The 18,439-nt window shown below is 71.2% G+C and carries 15 protein-coding genes and 2 tRNA genes; 9 read left to right on the top strand and 8 right to left on the bottom strand.

Annotation, left to right across the window (positions count from 1 at the left end):
- Positions 1-15: 15 nt before the first annotated feature.
- The 5 genes from NUH29_RS10390 to NUH29_RS10370 all read right to left on the bottom strand — a co-directional run bounded on the left by NUH29_RS10390 (position 16) and on the right by NUH29_RS10370 (position 5,810).
- Positions 16-1,032, bottom strand: coding sequence for a LacI family DNA-binding transcriptional regulator (locus tag NUH29_RS10390; protein ID WP_258799043.1), 1,017 nt, complete (start codon positions 1,030-1,032; stop codon positions 16-18).
- A 36-nt stretch (positions 1,033-1,068) separates the two neighbouring features.
- Positions 1,069-2,490 carry a GH1 family beta-glucosidase gene (locus NUH29_RS10385; protein WP_258799042.1) on the bottom strand — a complete coding sequence of 474 codons (1,422 nt, stop codon included), beginning with the start codon at positions 2,488-2,490 and terminating at the stop codon, positions 1,069-1,071.
- Positions 2,490-3,362 carry a carbohydrate ABC transporter permease gene (locus tag NUH29_RS10380; RefSeq protein ID WP_258799041.1) on the bottom strand — a complete coding sequence of 291 codons (873 nt, stop codon included), beginning with the start codon at positions 3,360-3,362 and terminating at the stop codon, positions 2,490-2,492. Before NUH29_RS10380 ends, NUH29_RS10385 begins: the two co-directional genes overlap by 1 nt.
- A gap of 3 nt (positions 3,363-3,365) precedes the next feature.
- Positions 3,366-4,406, bottom strand: a complete 1,041-nt coding sequence (locus tag NUH29_RS10375; protein ID WP_258799040.1) for a carbohydrate ABC transporter permease — start codon at positions 4,404-4,406, stop codon at positions 3,366-3,368.
- 90 nt (positions 4,407-4,496) lie between these two features.
- The gene (locus NUH29_RS10370) at positions 4,497-5,810 is read right to left on the bottom strand and encodes an ABC transporter substrate-binding protein (RefSeq protein WP_258799039.1); all 1,314 of its coding nucleotides are present in this window, start codon (positions 5,808-5,810) and stop codon (positions 4,497-4,499) included.
- Positions 5,811-6,070: 260 nt separating this feature from the next.
- Here NUH29_RS10370 and NUH29_RS10365 point away from each other — a divergent pair, with 260 nt between their 5' ends.
- Complete coding sequence (locus NUH29_RS10365) at positions 6,071-6,883, top strand: M15 family metallopeptidase (RefSeq protein WP_258799038.1); 813 nt, start codon at positions 6,071-6,073, stop codon at positions 6,881-6,883.
- Here the strand turns inward: NUH29_RS10365 and pgm are convergent.
- Complete coding sequence (gene pgm / locus NUH29_RS10360; RefSeq protein ID WP_258799037.1) at positions 6,880-8,499, bottom strand: phosphoglucomutase (alpha-D-glucose-1,6-bisphosphate-dependent); 1,620 nt, start codon at positions 8,497-8,499, stop codon at positions 6,880-6,882. The two genes, NUH29_RS10365 and pgm, sit on opposite strands and share 4 nt — an antisense overlap.
- Before the next feature lie 39 nt (positions 8,500-8,538).
- Here pgm and pheA point away from each other — a divergent pair, with 39 nt between their 5' ends.
- Positions 8,539-9,468 (top strand): prephenate dehydratase, encoded by a 930-nt coding sequence (pheA, locus tag NUH29_RS10355; RefSeq protein WP_258799036.1) that lies wholly within the window; start codon positions 8,539-8,541, stop codon positions 9,466-9,468.
- 27 nt (positions 9,469-9,495) lie between these two features.
- Here the strand turns inward: pheA and NUH29_RS10350 are convergent, their stop codons facing one another.
- On the bottom strand, positions 9,496-10,497 hold the full coding sequence (locus tag NUH29_RS10350) for a diacylglycerol/lipid kinase family protein (protein WP_258799035.1): 1,002 nt from the start codon (positions 10,495-10,497) through the stop codon (positions 9,496-9,498).
- Positions 10,498-10,550: 53 nt separating this feature from the next.
- Between NUH29_RS10350 and serS the strand changes: the two genes are divergently transcribed.
- From serS to NUH29_RS10325, 5 genes are all read left to right on the top strand, one after another.
- Positions 10,551-11,813, top strand: a complete 1,263-nt coding sequence (serS, locus tag NUH29_RS10345) for a serine--tRNA ligase (RefSeq protein ID WP_258799034.1) — start codon at positions 10,551-10,553, stop codon at positions 11,811-11,813.
- Positions 11,810-12,634 carry an HAD family hydrolase gene (locus tag NUH29_RS10340; RefSeq protein ID WP_258799032.1) on the top strand — a complete coding sequence of 275 codons (825 nt, stop codon included), beginning with the start codon at positions 11,810-11,812 and terminating at the stop codon, positions 12,632-12,634. The genes serS and NUH29_RS10340 overlap by 4 nt, the downstream gene beginning before the upstream one ends.
- A 38-nt stretch (positions 12,635-12,672) precedes the next feature.
- Positions 12,673-12,757, top strand: a tRNA-Ser gene (locus NUH29_RS10335).
- A 51-nt stretch (positions 12,758-12,808) separates the two neighbouring features.
- Positions 12,809-14,080 carry an LCP family protein gene (locus NUH29_RS10330; protein WP_258799030.1) on the top strand — a complete coding sequence of 424 codons (1,272 nt, stop codon included), beginning with the start codon at positions 12,809-12,811 and terminating at the stop codon, positions 14,078-14,080.
- A 48-nt stretch (positions 14,081-14,128) separates the two neighbouring features.
- A tRNA-Ser gene (locus NUH29_RS10325) sits at positions 14,129-14,217 on the top strand.
- A 298-nt stretch (positions 14,218-14,515) separates the two neighbouring features.
- Here the strand turns inward: NUH29_RS10325 and NUH29_RS10320 are convergent.
- Positions 14,516-15,544, bottom strand: coding sequence for a CPBP family intramembrane glutamic endopeptidase (locus tag NUH29_RS10320; RefSeq protein ID WP_258799029.1), 1,029 nt, complete (start codon positions 15,542-15,544; stop codon positions 14,516-14,518).
- Positions 15,545-15,699: 155 nt separating this feature from the next.
- Between NUH29_RS10320 and NUH29_RS10315 the strand changes: the two genes are divergently transcribed.
- Together NUH29_RS10315 and NUH29_RS10310 are read left to right on the top strand one after the other, a co-directional pair.
- Entirely contained in the window at positions 15,700-17,682 is a 1,983-nt protein-coding gene (locus NUH29_RS10315; protein ID WP_258799028.1) for a sensor histidine kinase, read from the top strand.
- Positions 17,679-18,341, top strand: coding sequence for a response regulator transcription factor (locus tag NUH29_RS10310; protein ID WP_258799027.1), 663 nt, complete (start codon positions 17,679-17,681; stop codon positions 18,339-18,341). Before NUH29_RS10315 ends, NUH29_RS10310 begins: the two co-directional genes overlap by 4 nt.
- Positions 18,342-18,439 lie beyond the last annotated feature (98 nt).

The raw sequence follows: 18,439 nt of genomic DNA, 5'->3' as shown, positions 1-18,439 counted from the left end.
GGATGCCGAGCCGGGTCACTCGCTCCCGCGTTCGATGACGCGGGTCGGCATCATCGTGATCTGCGAGACGGTTCCGCCGTCGATGAGGTGCAGCAGCACGTCGACCATGCGACGTCCCTGCTCGACGGTCGGCTGCTCGATGGTCGTCAGCGGCGGGCTCGAGGACTGCGCGGCGTAGTCGTTGTCGAAGGTCACGAGCCCGAGGTCGTGCGGCACCGACCTGCCGTGGCTGCGCAGTACGTTGAGCGCACCCTGGGCCATGAGCGAGCTCGCGGCGAAGACGCCGTCGATCTCCTCGCCGCGTTCGAGCAGGCGGCGCATGGCAGCCTCGCCCCCCGCGGGGCTGAAGTCGCCGTGCTCGACGAGGTGGGTGGGGATGCCGGCCGCGTCGAGCGCCTGGCGCCAGCCCTCGAGGCGGTCGAGTCCGGCCGACATGTCGGCGGGTCCCGCGATCGTCGCGATCCGGCGGCGGCCGTTCTCGATGAGCCGGCGCGTGACGTTGCGGGCCGCCTCGACGTTGTCGACGTCGATGTAGTACGCCTCCGAGCCCTCCTGGCTCATCGGGCGCCCGCCGAACACCACCGGGATCGAGCGCGCGAGCTGGGTGTACGAGCGGTCGTCGGAGTGGTGCGACAGGATGAGCGCCCCGTCGACGTTGCCGGCCTGCAGGTAGCGCCGGGTCTTCTCGCCGTCCTTCTCGGCGGCGATCAGCAGGCTGAGCGTGTAGTCGGTGTCGGAGAGGTACATCGCGATGCCCTGCACGACGGTGGCGAAGTAGGGGTCGGCGAAGAACCGGGCCGTGTTCTCGGGGATCACCAGGGCGATCGACTGGGTGCGGCGGCTCGCCAGGATGCGGGCGGCGCGGTTGGGCACGTAGCCGAGCTCCTCGATGGCCTGCCGCACCGCCGCGAGCGCCTCCGGCGTCACCTTCGGGGAATCGTTGATGACCCGCGACACGGTGGACCGCGACACGCCGGCAGCCTTCGCGACCTGCTCGAGGGTCGGAGCGCTTCCTTGCTGTTCCGGGGTCATCGGGGGGTCCTCCTGGCCGGGATCGGCCCGTTCATCCTATGGGGCGAGGGTACGCGCGGCGGCGGCCACCTCGGCGAACCTCCGGCCCGAGTCCTTCACGATGCGCTCCTGGGTCTCGTAGTCGACGTAGACGACCCCGAAGCGCTTCTCGTACCCCCACGCCCACTCGAAGTTGTCCATGAGCGACCACGCGAAGTACCCGCGCACATCCGCCCCCTCGACGATCGCCTGCGCGACCGCGCGCAGGTGGTCCTCGAGGAACGCGACGCGCTCGACGTCGTGCACCGCTCCGTCGGGGGCGACCACGTCGTCCCAGGCCGACCCGTTCTCGGTGATGTAGAGGGGCGGGAGCTGCGGGTACTCCCGCCCCAGGCGCACCAGCAGGTGCCGCAGTCCGTCGGGGTTGATCTCCCAGCCCATCGCCGTCTGCGGCAGGTGCCGGCTCGGGGTGGTCAGGAACTCCGAGCCGACGAACCACGACGAGGTGGGCTTGTCGGTCGGGGCGAGCCCCCGGGGGTGGCCCGCGGGCAGCGGATGCCCGGACACGTTGTCGTCGTGGTAGTGGTTCACGCCGAGGAAGTCGATCGGCTGGTGGATGGTCTGCAGGTCGCCGTCGTGCACGAGCTCGTCGAAGCGGTGCGCCGAGACGTCCTCGAGGAAGTCGGCCGGGTAGGCCCCGAGCAGGATCGGCTCGAGGTAGGCCCGGTTCCAGAGCGCGTCGAGCCTGCGGGCGGCGTCGAGGTCGACCGGATCGCTCGGGTCGTTCGGCACCGCGTTGGTGAGGTTGAGCGTGATGCCGAGCTGCCCGGCCCCCCGCGCCCGCAGCTCCTGCACGGCGAGGCCGTGCGCGAGGTGCTGGTGGTGCAGCGCCGCGAGACCGGCCCGCGGCTCCTGGCGCCCGGGTGCGTGCTCGCCGCCCGCGTAGCCGATGAGCGAGGAGCAGAGCGGCTCGTTGAACGTCGTCCAGTGGTCGACGCGGTCGCCGAGGGCCTCGTGCACCGCGATCGTGTAGTCGAGGAAGCGGTGCGCCGTGTCGCGGTTCGCCCATCCGCCGGTCTCCTCGACCGCCTGGGGCAGGTCCCAGTGGTAGAGCGTGAGCCAGGGCAGGATGCCGTGCTCGAGCAGTTCGTCGACGAGCCGACTGTAGAAGTCGAGTCCCGCCCGGTTCACGGGTCCGTCGGCCGGCTTCACGCGCGCCCAGCTCACCGAGAAGCGGTACGAGTCGAGTCCGAGCTCGGTCATCAGCCGCACGTCCTGCGGCATCCGGTGGTAGTGGTCGACGGCCTTCTCGGGGGTGTCGCCGTGCGCGACGTTGCCCGGGATGCGGGCGAAGTGGTCCCAGATCGAGTCGAGCTTGCCGTCTTCGTGCGCGGCGCCCTCCACCTGGGCCGCCGCGGTCGCGGCACCCCACAGGAACCCGGACGGCCAGGTGAAGTCGTCCGGCAGGTCGAGGGCCATCAGCCCTTCACCGCCCCGGCCATGATGCCCGAGACGAGCAGTCGGCCGGCGAAGAAGAACAGGATCAGCAGGGGGATCGTCGCGAGCACGGCACCCGCGAGCACGATCGTGTAGTTCACGTACTTCGCCGACTGCAGTTGGCTGAGCGCCACCTGGAGCGTCGGATTCGAGCCGGCGACGATGAGGGGCCACAGGTAGTCGGTCCACGCCGTCATGAACGTGAACAGGCCGAGCACGGCCATCGCCGGTCGGGCAGCGGGGACGCCCACGTGCCAGAAGGTGCGGATCTGGTTGGCGCCGTCCATGCGCGCCGCCTCGATGAGCTCGTCGGGGATCACGTCGACCAGGTACTGGCGCATGAAGAACACGCCGAACGCGGTGACGAGCGTCGGCACGATGATCGCGCCGAGCGAGCCGGTCCACCCGAACTGCTTCATGAGGATGAACAGCGGGATGATGCCGAGCTGGGTCGGGATCGCGAGCGTCAGGATGACGAACAGCAGCAGGCCGTTGCGTCCCCGGAAGCGCAGCTTCGCGAAGGCGTAGCCGGCGAGCGTCGAGAAGAACAGCACCGAGACGGTGATGGCCCCCGCGACGATGACGCTGTTGCCGAGCGCCTTCCAGAAGTCGATGGTGGCGAACACCTCGGAGGCGTTCTCGAGGAACTTGCCGCCCGGGATGAGCGGCGGGAACTTCGAGGTGAGCACGGTCGTGTCGCTCGACCCGGCCACGAACGACCACCACAGCGGGTAGGCGCTGACGGTGAACCAGATGGCGAGGATCGTGTAGGTGAGCCATCCGGGTTTCTGGCCCCGGATGCCGTGGCGGCGCGGCACCGGGTTCGCGCGGCGGGGTGCGGTTGCGGTCGTCATGGCTCAGCGCTCCTGGCGGATCTGGACGGCGGACGGGGTGACGGCGCGCTCGGCGGTGCGGTAGCGCCCCAGGCGCTTCTTGGCCGACTTGGTCTCGCCCGTGGCGATGCTGCGCGTGATCGCGTAGTTCACGAGCCCGATCAGCACGATGATGATGAGCAGCATGAACGCGACGGCGGATGCGCGCCCGAAGTGGTCCTGGTTGAACGCCAGGTTCCAGATGTAGAGGGTCGTGGTCTCGTACTGGTGGTACGCGCCGCCCGGCACCGCGCTCGTCGCGTCGAACAGCTTCGGCTCGGTGAAGATCTGCAGCCCGCCGATGGTGGCGGTGATGATGACGAACACGAAGGTCGGGCGGATGCTCGGCAGCGTGATCGAGAAGAAGCGGCGCACGCGTCCGGCGCCGTCGAGGGAGGCCGACTCGTACAGCTCGGTCGGCACCGCCTGCATGGCCGCGAGCAGGATGAGGGCGTTGTAGCCGGTCCAGCGCCAGTTGACCATGGTCGCGATCGCGAACTGGCCGGCGAAGGTGTCGTGCTTCCACAGCACCGGGTCGATGCCGAAGTTCGCGAGCACGTTGTTGACGAGTCCGTACTGCTCCGAGAACAGGCTCGAGAAGATGAGGGCCACCGCGACGGGGGTGACGATGTAGGGCAGCAGCACGCTCAGGCGCCAGAACGACTGCGCGCGCAGGTTCTGGTCGAGCACGGCCGCGATGAAGGTGGCGCCGATGAGCTGCGGGATCGCCGACAGCAGGAAGATCCCGAAGGTGTTGCGCAGCGAGTTCCAGAAGCCCGGGCCGGTGAGCTCGGTGACGTAGTTCTGGAAGCCGATCCAGTCGCCCGAGCCGCGCAGCAGGTCCCAGTCGTTGAGCGAGACGACGAAGGTGTAGACGAGCGGGAAGAGGCCGATGAGGGCGAACAGCAGGAAGAACGGCGCGACGTAGAGGTACGGCGAGTACTTCTGGTCGGCGCGGTTCAGGCGCTGTCCGAAGGTCAGCGGCGCGCGGGCCGTCCGCCGCAGTCCAGTGGGTGACGTGGTCATCGGGTGCTTCTTCGTCTCGTTCGGTCAGAGGCGAGGCCCCCCGGAGGGGCGTGCCGCTCCAGGGGGCCTCGCTCGGATGGTGCGTTCGGGTCAGCCCACCAGCTGGTGGAGCGCGTCGATCGCCTGGTTCCAGGTGGTCTCGCCGTCGGCGGTGCCGGCGTCGAGCGCCGTCCGCGACGGACCGAAGACCTGCTCCTGGATCACGGCGTCATCCGGACCCTTGAACTGGGCGACCACACCCTCCGCGCGGGATCCGAGGATCTCGCCGACGGGCGCGTTGTTGAAGAACTTCGTCAGGTCGCTCTCACCGGTCACACCGGCGTCGGTCTGGGCGGCCTTCACGCTCGGGAAGGTTCCGGCAGCCTGGAAGGCGGCCACCTCCTGCTGCGTGTCGGTCAGCCAGGCGGCGAGCTCCGCGGCCTCCTTCGGGTGCTTCGACGTGGTGGGCACCGTCAGGAACGAGCCACCCCAGTTCGCAGCGCCGCCGGGGAAGACGTCGGCGAAGTCCCAGCCGGTGGAGGCGTCGCCGCCCGCCGACTCGGTGTTGCCCTTGACGACGCCGAGCATCCAGCCGGGGCAGACGAAGACGGCGAAGGTGCCGTCGACGAAGGCCTGACCCTTACCCCAGTCCCACTGGGCCTGGTTGGCGGAGAGGCCCGCCTGCTGCGCGTCGGCGAGCTGCATCCAGAAGTTCTTCAGCGTCGCGTTGTCCTCGACGTTGAGCGAGCCGTCCTTCTTGTAGTAGCCCTCGGCCTGCTCGTTCACGAACGCGTTCCAGATGAAGCCCGACTGGTCGTAGAAGGCCTTGCCGGTGGCGTCGTGGTACTGCTTGCCGACCTCGAAGAACTTGTCCCACGAGGCGTCGTCGCCACCGAACAGCTCGGCGACGGAGTCGCGGTCGCTCGGGAGGCCAGCGGCCTCGAAGAGCTTGCCGTTGTAGCAGAGGCCCTCCGGTCCGATGTCCGTGCCGTAGCCGATGATGCGGCCGTCGGGGTCGGTCGCCTGGCCGACCTTCCAGTCGACCCAGCGGTCCTTGATGTCGTCGGCACCGTAGTCGCGCAGGTCGGTGAAGGTGTCGGACACCTCCATGACCGAACCGAGCCAGCCCTCTTCGACGGCCTGGACGTCGGGCAGGCCACCGGAGGCCTGCTTCGTCTTCCAGTCGGTCAGCGCGTTGCCGCCCGTGTCGATGTTGGTGGCCTCGATCTTGATGTTCGGGTGATCGGCCTCGTACTGCGCGTACAGGTCGTCGAGACCCATGGTGCCGAACGTGGTGATCGTCAGCGTGATCTGCTCGTCGCCGGAGCCGCCGTCTCCGCCCGTGGAGCACCCGGAGAGAACCAGGGCCAGGGAGGCGGTACCGGCGATCGCAGCAACAGTGGCGGTGCGTCGTGAGAACTTCACGGTCACTCCTTTGTGTGCGTGGATGGGGATGATCTCTGTGAGAGCGCTCCCACGTTCAGGTCGTGGGAGCGCTCCCACGAAATCGGAGGCCACGATACGCACGCCCCGGGACGGCTGTCAACACGGATTTCGGCAACGAAATGGTAAAGCTGAAGAAGTCCCGGTCAGCGCAAGGTAGACCGCTCGTTCGACACGCGAGAGAGCGCTCCCACGGGGGCTCCGGGCGAGCGCACGGCGGGCACGTCGTAGGCTGATCCGCGATGTCCGAGACCGCCCCGCAGCCCCCCACGCGCGCCTCCCGACGGGTGTCCGAGCGGGTGCGTCGACGCCGCCGTTTCGTGCTCCTCATGGCGCTCGCGATCGTGGTGATCGCGGCGCTCGTCGTGGCGATCGTGATGCTGATGAGTCCGTCGACGCCGGCCCCGGTTCCGAGCGAGACGCCCACGGCATCCGAGACCCCCACCCCCACCCCGACGCCGACGCCCACCCCGACGTTCGACCGGGCGCAGTACTCGCTCACCGACCCCACCAGCCCCTGGGTGATCGTCAACAAGCTGAACCCTCTGCAGCCCGCCGACTACGCGCCCGAGCTGCGCGTCGTGAACGTGCCGTACGTCTACGAGCCCCGGATGCGGCCCGAGGCCGCCGACCACCTCGAGCAGATGTTCGCCGCGTTCACCGCCGAGACCGGGCTCGAGATGCAGTCGCAGTCCGCCTACCGCAGCTACCAGACGCAGCAGCAGATCTACACCGGCAACGACACCCTCACCGCGCGCCCCGGCTACAGCGAGCACCAGACCGGATGGGTCATGGACATCTCCGCGAAGCCCGCGAACTGCTCGCTGCAGATCTGCTTCGGCCAGACTCCGCAGGGCCAGTGGCTCGCGGCGCACTCCTGGGAGTACGGGTTCATCGTGCGCTACCCCGACGGCAAGACGGATGTGACCGGCTACCAGTACGAGCCGTGGCACGTGCGCTACGTCGGCGTCGCGCTCGCCACCGAGATGCACGACACGGGCGTGCAGACTCTGGAAGAGTTCTTCGGCTACCCGGCCGCCCCGAACTACCCCTAGGCGAGCGCCGCGTCGACGATGCGCTTCGCCTCCGCCTGCACGGCGGCGAGGTGCTCGGGTCCGCGGAACGACTCGGCGTAGATCTTGTAGACGTTCTCGGTGCCCGACGGCCGCGCCGCGAACCAGGCGTGCTCGCTCGTGACCTTCACGCCGCCGATCGCCGCGCCGTTGCCGGGCGCGTGCGACAGCTTCGCCGTGATCGGGTCGCCGGCGAGCTCGGTCGCCGTGATGTCGTCGCCCGACAGCTTGCCGAGGCGCGCCTTCTGCTCGGGGCCGGCGGCGGCGTCCACCCGCGCGTAGGCGGGGTCGCCGAACTGCTCCGTCAGCTCGCGGTACAGCTCGCTCGGGCTCTTGCCGGTCACCGCGCGGATCTCGGCCGCGAGCAGCGCGAGCAGGATGCCGTCCTTGTCGGTCGTCCACGCGGTGCCGTCGAGGGTGAGGAAGCTCGCGCCGGCGCTCTCCTCGCCGCCGAACCCGACGGAGCCGTCGACGAGCCCCGGCACGAACCACTTGAAACCGACCGGCACCTCCCACAGGCGCCGCCCGAGCGACGCCGCCACCCGGTCGATCATCGAGCTCGACACGAGCGTCTTGCCGATCGCCGCGTCGGGGCGCCATCCGGGCCGGTGCGAGTAGAGGTACTGGATGGCGACGGCGAGGTAGTGGTTGGGGTTCATGAGGCCGCCGTCGGGGGTGACGATGCCGTGCCGGTCGGCGTCGGCGTCGTTGCCGGTGAGGATCGCGTAGTCGCCCGCCCGTGCCACGACCGACGCCATCGCCGACGGGGAGGACGGATCCATCCGGATCTTCTCGTCCCAGTCGAGCGTCATGAACGACCACGTCGGGTCGACCGCCGGGTTCACGACCTCGAGGTCGAGGCCGTAGCGCTCGGCGATGAGCGCCCAGTAGCCGACGCTCGCCCCGCCGAGCGGGTCGGCGCCGAGCTTCAGCCCCGAGGAGGCGATCGCGTCCATGTCGAGCACGTTCTTCAGGTCGTCGACGTAGGCGCCGCGGAAGTCGTAGCTGTCGACGCCGCTCGGCTCCGAGAAGCGCACCTCGCGGTTGCCCCCCTCGATGATCTGGTTGGCGCGGTTCGCGATCCAGCCGGTCGCATCCGAGTCGGCGGGGCCCCCGTGCGGCGGGTTGTACTTGAAGCCGCCGTCGCGCGGCGGGTTGTGGCTCGGGGTGATCACGATGCCGTCGGCTTGCGGAGCGCCCGGGTGGTCGGTGTTGTAGCGGATGATCGCGCGGCTGAGCGACGGGGTCGGCACGTAGTCGTCGTACTCGTCGGCGATCGCGTGCACGCCGTTCGCCTCCAGCACCCCGAGCGCGGTCGTCTGGGCGGGGGCGGAGAGCCCGTGGGTGTCGGCGCCCACGAACAGCGGACCCGTCACCCCCTGCTCGGCGCGGTACTCGACGATCGCCTGCGTGATGGCGGCGATGTGCGTCTCGGTGAAGGCGCCGTCGAGGCTCGACCCGCGATGGCCGCTCGTGCCGAACACCACGCGCTGCGCCGGATCGGACATGTCCGGGGTGCGCTGGTAGTACGCATCGACGAGCTCGTGCACATCGATCAGGTCGGACGGCTGGGCGGGGGTACCGGCGCGTGTGCTCATGCGACCATCCTCCCGCTCAGGTGCCCTAGGGTCGAGGGCGTGTACAGCTACCTCGGGCCCGCGGGCACCTTCACCTGGGCGGCGCTCGCGCAGGTGCCGGAGGCCGCGGGGGTCGAGTGGCGCAGCGTCAACAACGTCGGCGAGGCGCTCGACGACGTCGTGTCGGGGCGCAGCGCGGCCGCGATGATCGCGATCGAGAACTCGGTCGAGGGCGGGGTGTCGGCGACCCAGGACGCGCTCGCCAACATCCCGGGCCTGCGCATCATCGGCGAGTACCTCGTCGCGGTGAACTTCCAGCTCGTCGCCCGCCCCGGCACCCGCCTCGAGGACGTGCGGGTCATCAACGCCCACCCGGTCGCCTACGCGCAGTGCCACCTGTGGCTCGACGCGACGTTGCCGAGCCACGGCCACATCCCCTCCACCTCGAACGTGGCCGCCCCGCGGGAGCTGCTCGAGACGACGACCGCGGATGCCGCCATCGCGCCGCCCGGCATCACCGAGCACCTGCCGCTCGTCGTGCTCGCGGAGGACATCGCCGACAACCCGGAGGCGGTCACCCGCTTCGTGCTCGTCTCGCGCTCGCGCACCATCCCCGCCCGCACGGGCGCCGACAAGACGAGCGTCATCGTCGAGCTGCCCACCGACCAGCCGGGCGCCCTCGTCGAGATGCTCGAGCAGTTCGCGACCCGCGGGGTGAACCTCAGCCTGCTCGAGTCGCGCCCCATCGGCGACGCCCTCGGCCGCTACCGCTTCATCGTCGACCTCGACGGGCACGTGCTCGACGAGCGGGTCGCGGATGCGCTGCTGGGCCTCAAGCGCTTCAGCCCGAGCGTGCAGTTCCTCGGCTCGTACCCGCGCGCCGACAAGCAGGCCGTCGAGGTGACGAGCCGCTACGACGACCAGGTGTTCATCGACGCCCGCGACTGGCTGCGCGACATCCTCACCGGCGCGCCCGACGACCCCAGCTGATTTCGATACGCGGCCTGCGGCCGCTGCTCAATCGGCGGAGGCCTGCGGCATCCGCACGAGCAGCGACGCCGGGTCGACCTCGGCGCGGAAGCCGATGATCATGCCGAACTCGTCGCCGTCGAGCTCGAACTCCTCCGGCCGGTCGAGGTCGACGTGCAGGCGCCGGCCGCGCAGGTAGCGCAGCGCGCGCACCGGACGCTGGCGCAGGTTGAGGAGCTTGCGCCCCATCGAACTGCGCCGCAGCACGCCGTTCTCCCACACGATGCCGACCCAGATGCGCGCCCATCCGCCGAAGCCTTCCGGGCGCAGCGTGACGATGTCGAAGAGCCCGTCGTCGACCTCGGCGTCGGGCAGCAGCAGGATGTTGCCGGGGAGCGAGCCGCAGTTGCCGACCAGGATCGTGTGCACGCGCGAGGCGCGCTCCTCGCCGCCGTCGAGGCGGTAGCGGATGCGCAGCACCTCCTTGTCGACGAGCACCTGGCCGATCGCACCGGCGTAGGCGAGCCAGCCCACCTTCTTCTTGAGCTCCGGGTCGGTCTTGGCGATCATCTTCGCGTCGAGGCCGAGGCCGGCCATCACGAGGAAGGCGTGCTCCTCGCTCGTGCCGTCCTCGCGGTCGATCTCGACGACGCCCATGTCGATCGCGTGGTCGTACCCGCCGAAGGCGGTGTCGACGGATGCCTCCAGATGCCCGGAGTTCACGTCGAGACCGAGGTTGCGGGCCAGCAGGTTGCCGGTTCCCGAGGGCAGCAGCCCGAGCGAGATGCCGGTGCCGCGCAACCCGGCCCCCACCGAGCGCACCGTGCCGTCGCCGCCGGCCGCGATCACCATGTCCACCCGCTCCGCGGCCGCCCGGCGTGCGAGGCCGTGCCCCGGCTCGTCCTCGGTGGTCTCGAGCCACATGCTCTTGGCCCAGCCGTGCTCGCTCTCGGCGAGCGCGACGGCGGCGCGCAGCCGTTCGAGGTCGACCTTGATCGGGTTGTAGACGATCGCCGCCCGCTTCGGCTTCGCGGGATCCGGGGGCGTCATGCTCTCACGGTAGGCCATGAACTCGGGCGGCGGCAGGCTCCTAGACTTGGGGCGTGATCGACCCCGTGCTGCTGCGTGAGACCCCGGACGTCGTGCGAGCCTCGCAGGAGCGTCGCGGCGCATCCGTCGAGCTCGTCGACGAGGCGATCGCGGCGGACGCGGCACGTCGCGCCGCCATCTCCGGTTTCGAGACGCTGCGGGCCGAGCAGAACGCGTTCGGCAAGCAGGTCGCGCAGGCGCCGAAGGACGAGAAGGCGGCGCTCGTCGCCCAGGCGCAGGAGCTCGCCGCCCGCGTCAAGAACGCGCAGAGCGTCGCCTCCGACGCCGAGGCGCGCTTCGCCGAGGTCGCCGGCGCGATCCCCAACATCGTGCTCGACGGGGTGCCCGCCGGCGGCGAGGACGACTTCGTCACGCTGCGCGAGGTCGGGGCGATCCCGGCGTTCGACTTCCCGGCCCGCGACCACCTGGAGCTCGGCGAGCTGCTCGACGCGATCGACATGGAGCGCGGCGCGAAGGTGTCGGGTGCGCGGTTCTACTTCCTGAAGGGCGTCGGTGCGCGGCTCGAGTTCGCGCTCGTGCAGCTCGGGCTGCAGCGGGCGCTCGAGGCGGGGTTCACCCCGCTCATCACCCCGACGCTGGTGCGGCCGGACATCATGGCGGGCACCGGCTTCCTCGGAGCGCACGCCGACGAGGTCTACTACCTCGAGCGCGACGAGCTGTTCCTCACCGGCACGAGCGAGGTCGCCCTCGCCGGGTACCACAAGGACGAGATCCTCGACTTGTCGGCGGGCCCCAAGCGCTACGCGGGCATCTCCACCTGCTACCGGCGCGAGGCGGGCTCGGGCGGCAAGGACACCCGCGGCATCATCCGCGTGCACCAGTTCCAGAAGCTCGAGATGTTCAGCTACATCGACCCCGCGGATGCCGAGGCCGAGCACGAGCGGCTGCTCGCCCTGCAGGAGGGGATGCTGCAGAGCCTCGGACTGTCGTACCGCGTGATCGACACCGCCGCGGGCGACCTCGGCACGAGCGCCGCGCGCAAGTTCGACGTCGAGGCCTGGGTGCCCACCCAGGACGCCTACCGCGAGCTCACCTCGACGAGCAACTGCACGACCTTCCAGGCGCGCCGCCTCGACATCCGCCAGCGCGGCGACGACGGCAAGACGGCACCCGTCGCCACCCTCAACGGCACCCTCGCGACGACCCGGTGGATCGTGGCGCTGCTCGAGACGCATCAGCGGGCCGACGGCTCGGTGGTGGTGCCGGAGGTGCTGCGACCGTTCCTCGGTCTCGACGTGCTGGAGCCTGTGGCGTGAAGGTCTCCTCGGACGAGCGCTGGCTGATCGGCCTGGACATCGACGGCACGGTGCTCACCGAGGACGGCGTGCTGCACGAGCGCGTCGCCTCCGAGATCCGGCGGGTGCGCGACCTCGGTCACGAGGTGATGCCGGCCACCGGCCGCTCGGTGTCGATGACCCTGCCGGTGATCGACCGCGTCGGCATCGCGCCCGCGTACTCGGTGAGCGCGAACGGCGCGATCGTGATGCGCCGCGACGCCGACGCCCCGATGGCGTACGTGCGCGACCGGGTGGCGACGTTCGATCCGCGCGAGGTGCTCACCACCATCCGGGGGCACCTGCGCGGGGCGAGCTACGCGGTCGAGGATGCCGAGGGCGTCTTCCGCTACACGGGCGACTTCCCGGAGGGCGCGCTCGCCGCCGGCCGCCTGCGCGTCGAGTTCGACGAGCTGCTCGAGTCGCCCGCGACGCGCGTCGTGGTGCTCTCGCCCGGCCACGCGATCGAGGACTTCCTGAAGGTCGTCGAGCGGATGGGCCTGCACAAGGTCAGCTACAACGTCGGCTGGACCGCGTGGCTCGACATCGCGCCCGACGGGGTCAACAAGGGCACCGGCCTCGAGTACGTGCGCGAGCGGCTCGACATCCCCCGCGAGCGCGTGATGGTGCTGGGCGACGGACGCAACGACATCGACATGTTCGAGTGGGCGGCATCCGGGGGCGGCGTCGCGGTCGCGATGGGGCAGTCGCCGGACGAGGTGCGCGCCGTCGCGACCGACGTCACGGGCACAGACCTCGAGCAGGGTGTGGCCAGCGCTCTCGCACGGTATTTCCAGGGTTGAGCGACCCTTCTCCTTTACACTCGGACTCGGTCAACCGAGGAGGGCTGTCCGAGCGGCCGATGGAGCCGGTCTTGAAAACCGGTGGGCAGTGATGTCTCGTGGGTTCGAATCCCACGCCCTCCGCTGCACGTCGTCCCCGAGCAAGTGAATCCGCAATCCCGAGAGAAGGTGTCCGTGTCCGAGCAGGAGCTGAAGCGCGATCGTTCGCAGCGCTCGCGCGCACCCCGCCCCACGGGCATCGCGCGACACGGCCGACTCCCGAAGTCGCGCGCCTGGAAGACGCTGCTCGCCTTCATCGGCGGTGCGCTCGCCGTCGTGCTCGTGTCGACGGCCGCGGTCGCCGGCATCGCGGTCTACCAGCTCTCGAGCGAGCTGAGCGCGAACGCGGTGGACATCAACGAGGGCACCGAGGCCCCGATCCCCGAGATCGGCGCCTACGAGGGCGGCTTCAACATGCTCGTCGTCGGGTCGGACGCCTACACCGACCGCACGAGCGTGCTCAACGACGTCAACATCCTCATCCACGTCTCGGCCGACCAGACGAGCGCCGTTGCGGTCAGCATCCCGCGCGACATGGTCGTGCCGTTCCCCGGATGCACCAACACCGACACCGGCAAGTGGGGCGGCGTCGGCTCGGGGCTTCCGATCAACAACGCCCTCTCCTACGGCGGCAAGGACGGCGGCCTCGCCTGCGTGGTCAACGTGGTCGAGAACTTCACCGGCCTCGACATCCAGTACGCGGGCATGATCGGCTTCGACGGCGTCGCCGCGATGGCGTCGGCGGTCGGCGGCGTGGACGTGTGCTTGGCGTCCGACATGAAGGACAAGTACGTCGGGCTCGACCTGAAGGCCGGCACGGTGCACCTCGACGGCTGGACCGCCCTGTCGTTCCTGCGTTCGCGCCACGGCGTCGGCGACGGTTCCGACCTCACCCGCATCAGCTCGCAGCAGGTGTTCCTCTCGGCGCTGCTGCGCAAGCTGAAGTCGAACGAGACCCTCACCAACGTCGGCACCCTGATGTCGCTCGCGAAGGCGGCGGTCGCGAACATGCAGCTCTCGACCGAGCTGACCCAGCCCGCGACGATCGTGGCGATGGCGAAGGCGCTCAACAACATCCCGATGGATCGCATCACCTTCATCCAGGCGCCGGGGTCGACGGGCGGCACCGGCATCTACTCGGGCAAGGTGCAGCCGAAGCAGGGGCTGATCAACCAGCTCTTCGCCGCGATCAAGGCCGACCAGGCGATCGGTGTGGCGCAGGCCGGCGACGGTCGCGGCTCGCAGGCCGACCCGAACGCGACCACCGCGCCGGAGCCGACGGCGACCGGCACGCCCGACCCGACCGCGTCGGCGACGCCCGAGCCCGTGCTCTCCGACAAGGTCGTGATCCCGGGTATCAACGGGCAGTCGGCGGCCGACCAGACCTGCACCATCGGCACCGACTAGCGGCGCGGGAGCCCATCCGCCTATGGGTATGATGGGCAGGCAATACCGGGAGACGTCGCATAGTCCGGTCGAGTGCACCACCCTGCTAAGGTGGAGTCCCCTCCGGGGGACCGAGGGTTCAAATCCCTCCGTCTCCGCGAACGAGTGAAGCCCCGCCGTGTGCGGGGCTTCACTCGTTTCCGGGAGTCAGAAGGACGCGAAGCCTTCACGCGAGGGTGGGCCCACGCCGCCGGAGGCTCCGCGCGCCGCGCAGCGGCGGGGGGAGGGGCGGTGGGGACAAATCCCTCCGTCTCCGCGAACGAGTGAAGCCCCGCCGTGTGCGGGGCTTCACTCGTTTCCGGGAGCGGGAGCGACGTGGTCGAGGATCTGCAGAGGCGGACGGGGGTTCGTGCGGGGCCGCGACGGACCGCGGCCCCCGCATCGAGGTGGCGCCGGTCAGGCGCCCTTCCGCGCCCGGCGCACCCGCGCGGGCGACGCGGCGGTGCCGGCGAGACCGGCGAGCACGGCGGCGCGCTCGGACCGGGGGCCGCGCCACAGGCGCATCGTCGCGAACGCCGCGATGACGGACGCCGCTGCGGTGAGCGCGCCGCCCTCGCCGACGAACCACTCGCTCGCCGGGGTCGGCTCGGTCGCGAGCTCGGCGACGAAGTAGATGCTCGCGTTGAGCGTCGCGTGCACGATGAGCACCGGCCAGATGCTGCGCGTGCGCACCCGCAGCCACACCATCGGGTAGGAGAACGCGACGCACTGGATGGTGAACATCGCGATCGCCCATCCGGCGGGGATCCCGTCGACGATGGCGCCGGGGATGAACAGCATCATCGGCACGTGGCACGACGCCCACGCCAGCCCGATGACGAGCGCGGTCACATCCGGCCCGCGCAGCGGCGCGAGACGCGCGACCGCGAACGAGCTCCAGCCGAGCTGCTCGCCGAGAGCCAGGGCCGCGAAGGGGAGCACGCCCGGCAGGAGGCCGACGAGGATCGCGAGCGGTGCCGGCATGCCGGATCCCGTTTCGAGTCGGCCGGCGTCGAAGGGCGCGATGCCGCTCACCCAGGCGGTGCCGTAGGCGATCCCGATCGCGGCGACGGCGAACAACCAGCCGACGGCGATCGTGCGCCAGGGGGTGCGACGGAAACCCCACTCGGGTGCGCGACGGCCGACCGCCCAGGCGACGAGCATCGCGAGGGTCGGGGCGAACCCGCCGCCGAAGAGGGCGAGCTGCCCGAGCACCGGGGCGTCGTCGAGGGTGCGCATGTCGACGCCCTGCGAGACGGCGACAGCGACCCCTCCCGGCACCAGCACGGCGAGCGAGAGCGCGTAGGCGGCGAACTGGGCGCGCGTCACGCGGTCGGCGCGTCGCGGGAATCGGGACAGCGGACGGGTGACGTCGATCTCGTCGGACGTCGGGACGGTGGTGGTGGCGGATGCAGCCGCGGCGGCATCCCTCGATTCGGTGGTCATGCAGCAAGCCCACCGCGCTCGCGGTCCCGCGCACCTGATGCCGTGGTCACGACGCCGTCCCGATCCGGAGGACGCCCGGGGGGTCCCGGGTCCCGTCTCCCGACCGGGACCCGAGGCACTTCCCGCGCCGCGCGCCGGTGGAGCATGATCGCTTCGTGTCCACCGCATCCGCCTCCCTGCGCCGGGTCGCGGTGTGGACGATCCCCGTCGCGTCGACGGTCGCCGTCGCGACCGGGGTGCTGCTCGCGGCCCGGGCGGGTGCGGCCGACCTCGGCTACCTGCTCGTCGACGTGGCCGTCGGTGCGACGTATCCCGTCGTCGGGGCGGCCATGGCCGTGCGACGGCCGCGCGATCCGGTGGGGTGGCTGTTCTGCGCCGGCGGTCTGGGGCTCTCCGCGCAAGCCCTCGCGGGCGGGATCGCGCTCGCGACCGGTGGCCCGACGGCCGAGGTCGCCGCCTGGGTCGTCAACTGGGTCTTCTTCGTCGGCCTCGGCCCGTTGCTGCTGCTGCCGACGTTGCTCCCCGACGGGCGGCTCCCCTCGCGGCGCTGGCGTCCGGCGGTCGCCGCGCTCGCCGTCGCCGTCGCCGTCGTGACGGTGCTCCTGATGCTCCGCGACGAGCTCTGGGTGTGGGGGCGGGTCTCGCTCAACCCGATCGGGGTGGTGTCCACGGATGTCGTCGCCCCGGCCTTCGCCGTCGTGCTCGTCGCCGCGGTGCTGACGGGTGTCGGGGCGCTCGTCGTGAGGCTGCGCGGGGGCGGCACGGAGGTGCGTCGACGGCTGCTCCCGGTGCTGGTCGCGACGGTCGTGCTCGCCGCCGCCGTGATCGTCGACGCGATCCTCCCGCCGGATCCCCCCATCGGCAGTTGGGCGCTCGCGGTCGCCCTGCCGTTGCTCCCGGTCGCCACCGCGGCCGCGGTGCTGCGGTACCGGCTGTTCGACGTCGAGTTGGCGATCCGGCGGGTGCTCGTGGTGGTCGCGACGGCCGCGATCCTGCTCGGCGCCTACCTCGGAACGGTCGCGATCGTCGGCACGCTGCTGGGCGCGGGTGCCGCGGATGCCGCCCCTCTGGTCGCGGCGGCCGTGGTCGCGGCGGCGGCGGCACCCCTCGGGCGCGTCGTCGGGCGCGTCGTCGCCCGGCTCCTGTTCGGCGATCGGAGCGAGCCGGGCACCGCGCTCGCCCGACTGGGGGAGCGCCTGGAGGCGTCGGGCGAGCAGGGCTCGCCCTTGCACGACAGTGCCGAGACGGTCGCGGTGACCCTGCGGCTCCCGGGGGTCGCGGTCGTCTCCTCCGATGGACGCGAGGTGTCGCGCTACGGCGATGCGGACGGCACGGACGCCACCTCCGTCCCGCTGCGCGCGGGGGGTGTCGTCGAGGGCGAGCTGCGCGTGGTGGGCCGCGCACCCGGCGAGGCGCTCTCGCGTTCCGATCTCGCGGTTCTCGACGACCTCGCCCGCCCCCTCGCCCTCGCCCTCGCCGCGGACCGGCTGGCGCGGGAGGTGCGGGCGTCACGGGAGCGGGCGGTCGTGGCGCGTGAGGACGAGCGTCGGCGGATCCGCCGCGAACTGCACGACGGACTCGGACCGGGTCTGGCCGCGATCGGCATCCAGCTCGACCTCGCCGTCGCCGCCCCGCAGGAGCGCGCCGAGCCGGCCGTCGGCAGAGCCCGGGGGATCGTGGACGAGCTGGTGGGCGAGGTGCGGCGGATCGTGCACGATCTGCGCCCCGCCGCGCTCGACGAGCTGGGTCTACTCGGTGCCGTCGAGGATCTCGCGCTCGCGGCCGGCGGTTCCGCGGCGTCGGTGGAGCTGGAGGCCGTCGAGCTGCCACCGCTTCCCGCCGCCACGGAGGTCGCCGCGTACCGCATCGTGCAGGAGGCGCTCGCCAACGCGCTCAAGCACGCTCAGGCCCGGCGTATCCGTCTCCGGATCGAGCCGCGCGGGGCCGTGCTGCACCTCGCCGTGGAGGACGACGGGCGCGGCATCGCCGCGACGGCGACGCCCGGCGTCGGCTCGTCGAGCATGCGCGACCGCGCGACCGAGATCGGCGGCGTTCTGCGGCGCGAGGAAGCCGTCGGCGGTGGCACGATCGTGATCGCCGAGCTGCCGCTCAGCACCGAGCAGAGGGGGACCGCATGACCGGCGACGCCATCCGGGTTGTGCTCGTGGACGACCATCCGATGTTGCGGCACGGGTTGCGCAGCCTGCTCGAGGAGCTCGGCGGTGCCGTCGTCGTCGGCGAGGCCGGGGATGGCGAGACGGCGCTGAGCCTCGCGCGCGAGACCGAGCCGGACGTCGTGGTGATGGATCTCGCGATGCCGGGGATCTCGGGCATCGAGGCGACGCGTCGCCTCGTCGACGAGCGCCCCGGACTCGGCGTGCTCGTGCTCACCATGAGCGACGACGACGCGTCGGTGTTCGCCGCCCTCCGGGCGGGCGCCCGGGGGTACGTGCTGAAGGGGCAGGTGGGCACCGAGTTCCTCGACGCGGTGCGCGCCGTGGCCCGCGGTGAGGCGGTGTACGGCCCCGGGGTGGCGGGACGCATCCGCCAGTTCCTGATCGCGGGACCGGACGCCGCGGGCCCGGCGGCCTCCCAGCCGTTCCCGGAGCTGACCGACCGCGAACGGGAGGTGCTCGACCTGCTCGCCGACGGATGCACGAACGCGCAGATCGCGAGCCGCCTCTTCCTGAGCCCCAAGACGGTGAAGAACCACCTCACGAACGTGTTCGCGAAGCTGCAGGTCGCCGATCGGGCGCAGGCCGCCGTCCGCGCGAGGCAGGCGGGGATGGGCAGCTGACGGCGCCGACACGCTTGCGTGCGCCCCCCTCCGCTCTGCCATACTGGCGCAAACCCGATGTCGTCGCCCGCGCATGGTGCCCTCCTGCGTCGGCGCCT

Source organism: Protaetiibacter mangrovi, assembly GCF_024752305.1.
GTDB lineage: Bacteria > Actinomycetota > Actinomycetes > Actinomycetales > Microbacteriaceae > Homoserinibacter > Homoserinibacter mangrovi.
This window is presented reverse-complemented; position numbering and strand designations above follow the sequence as displayed.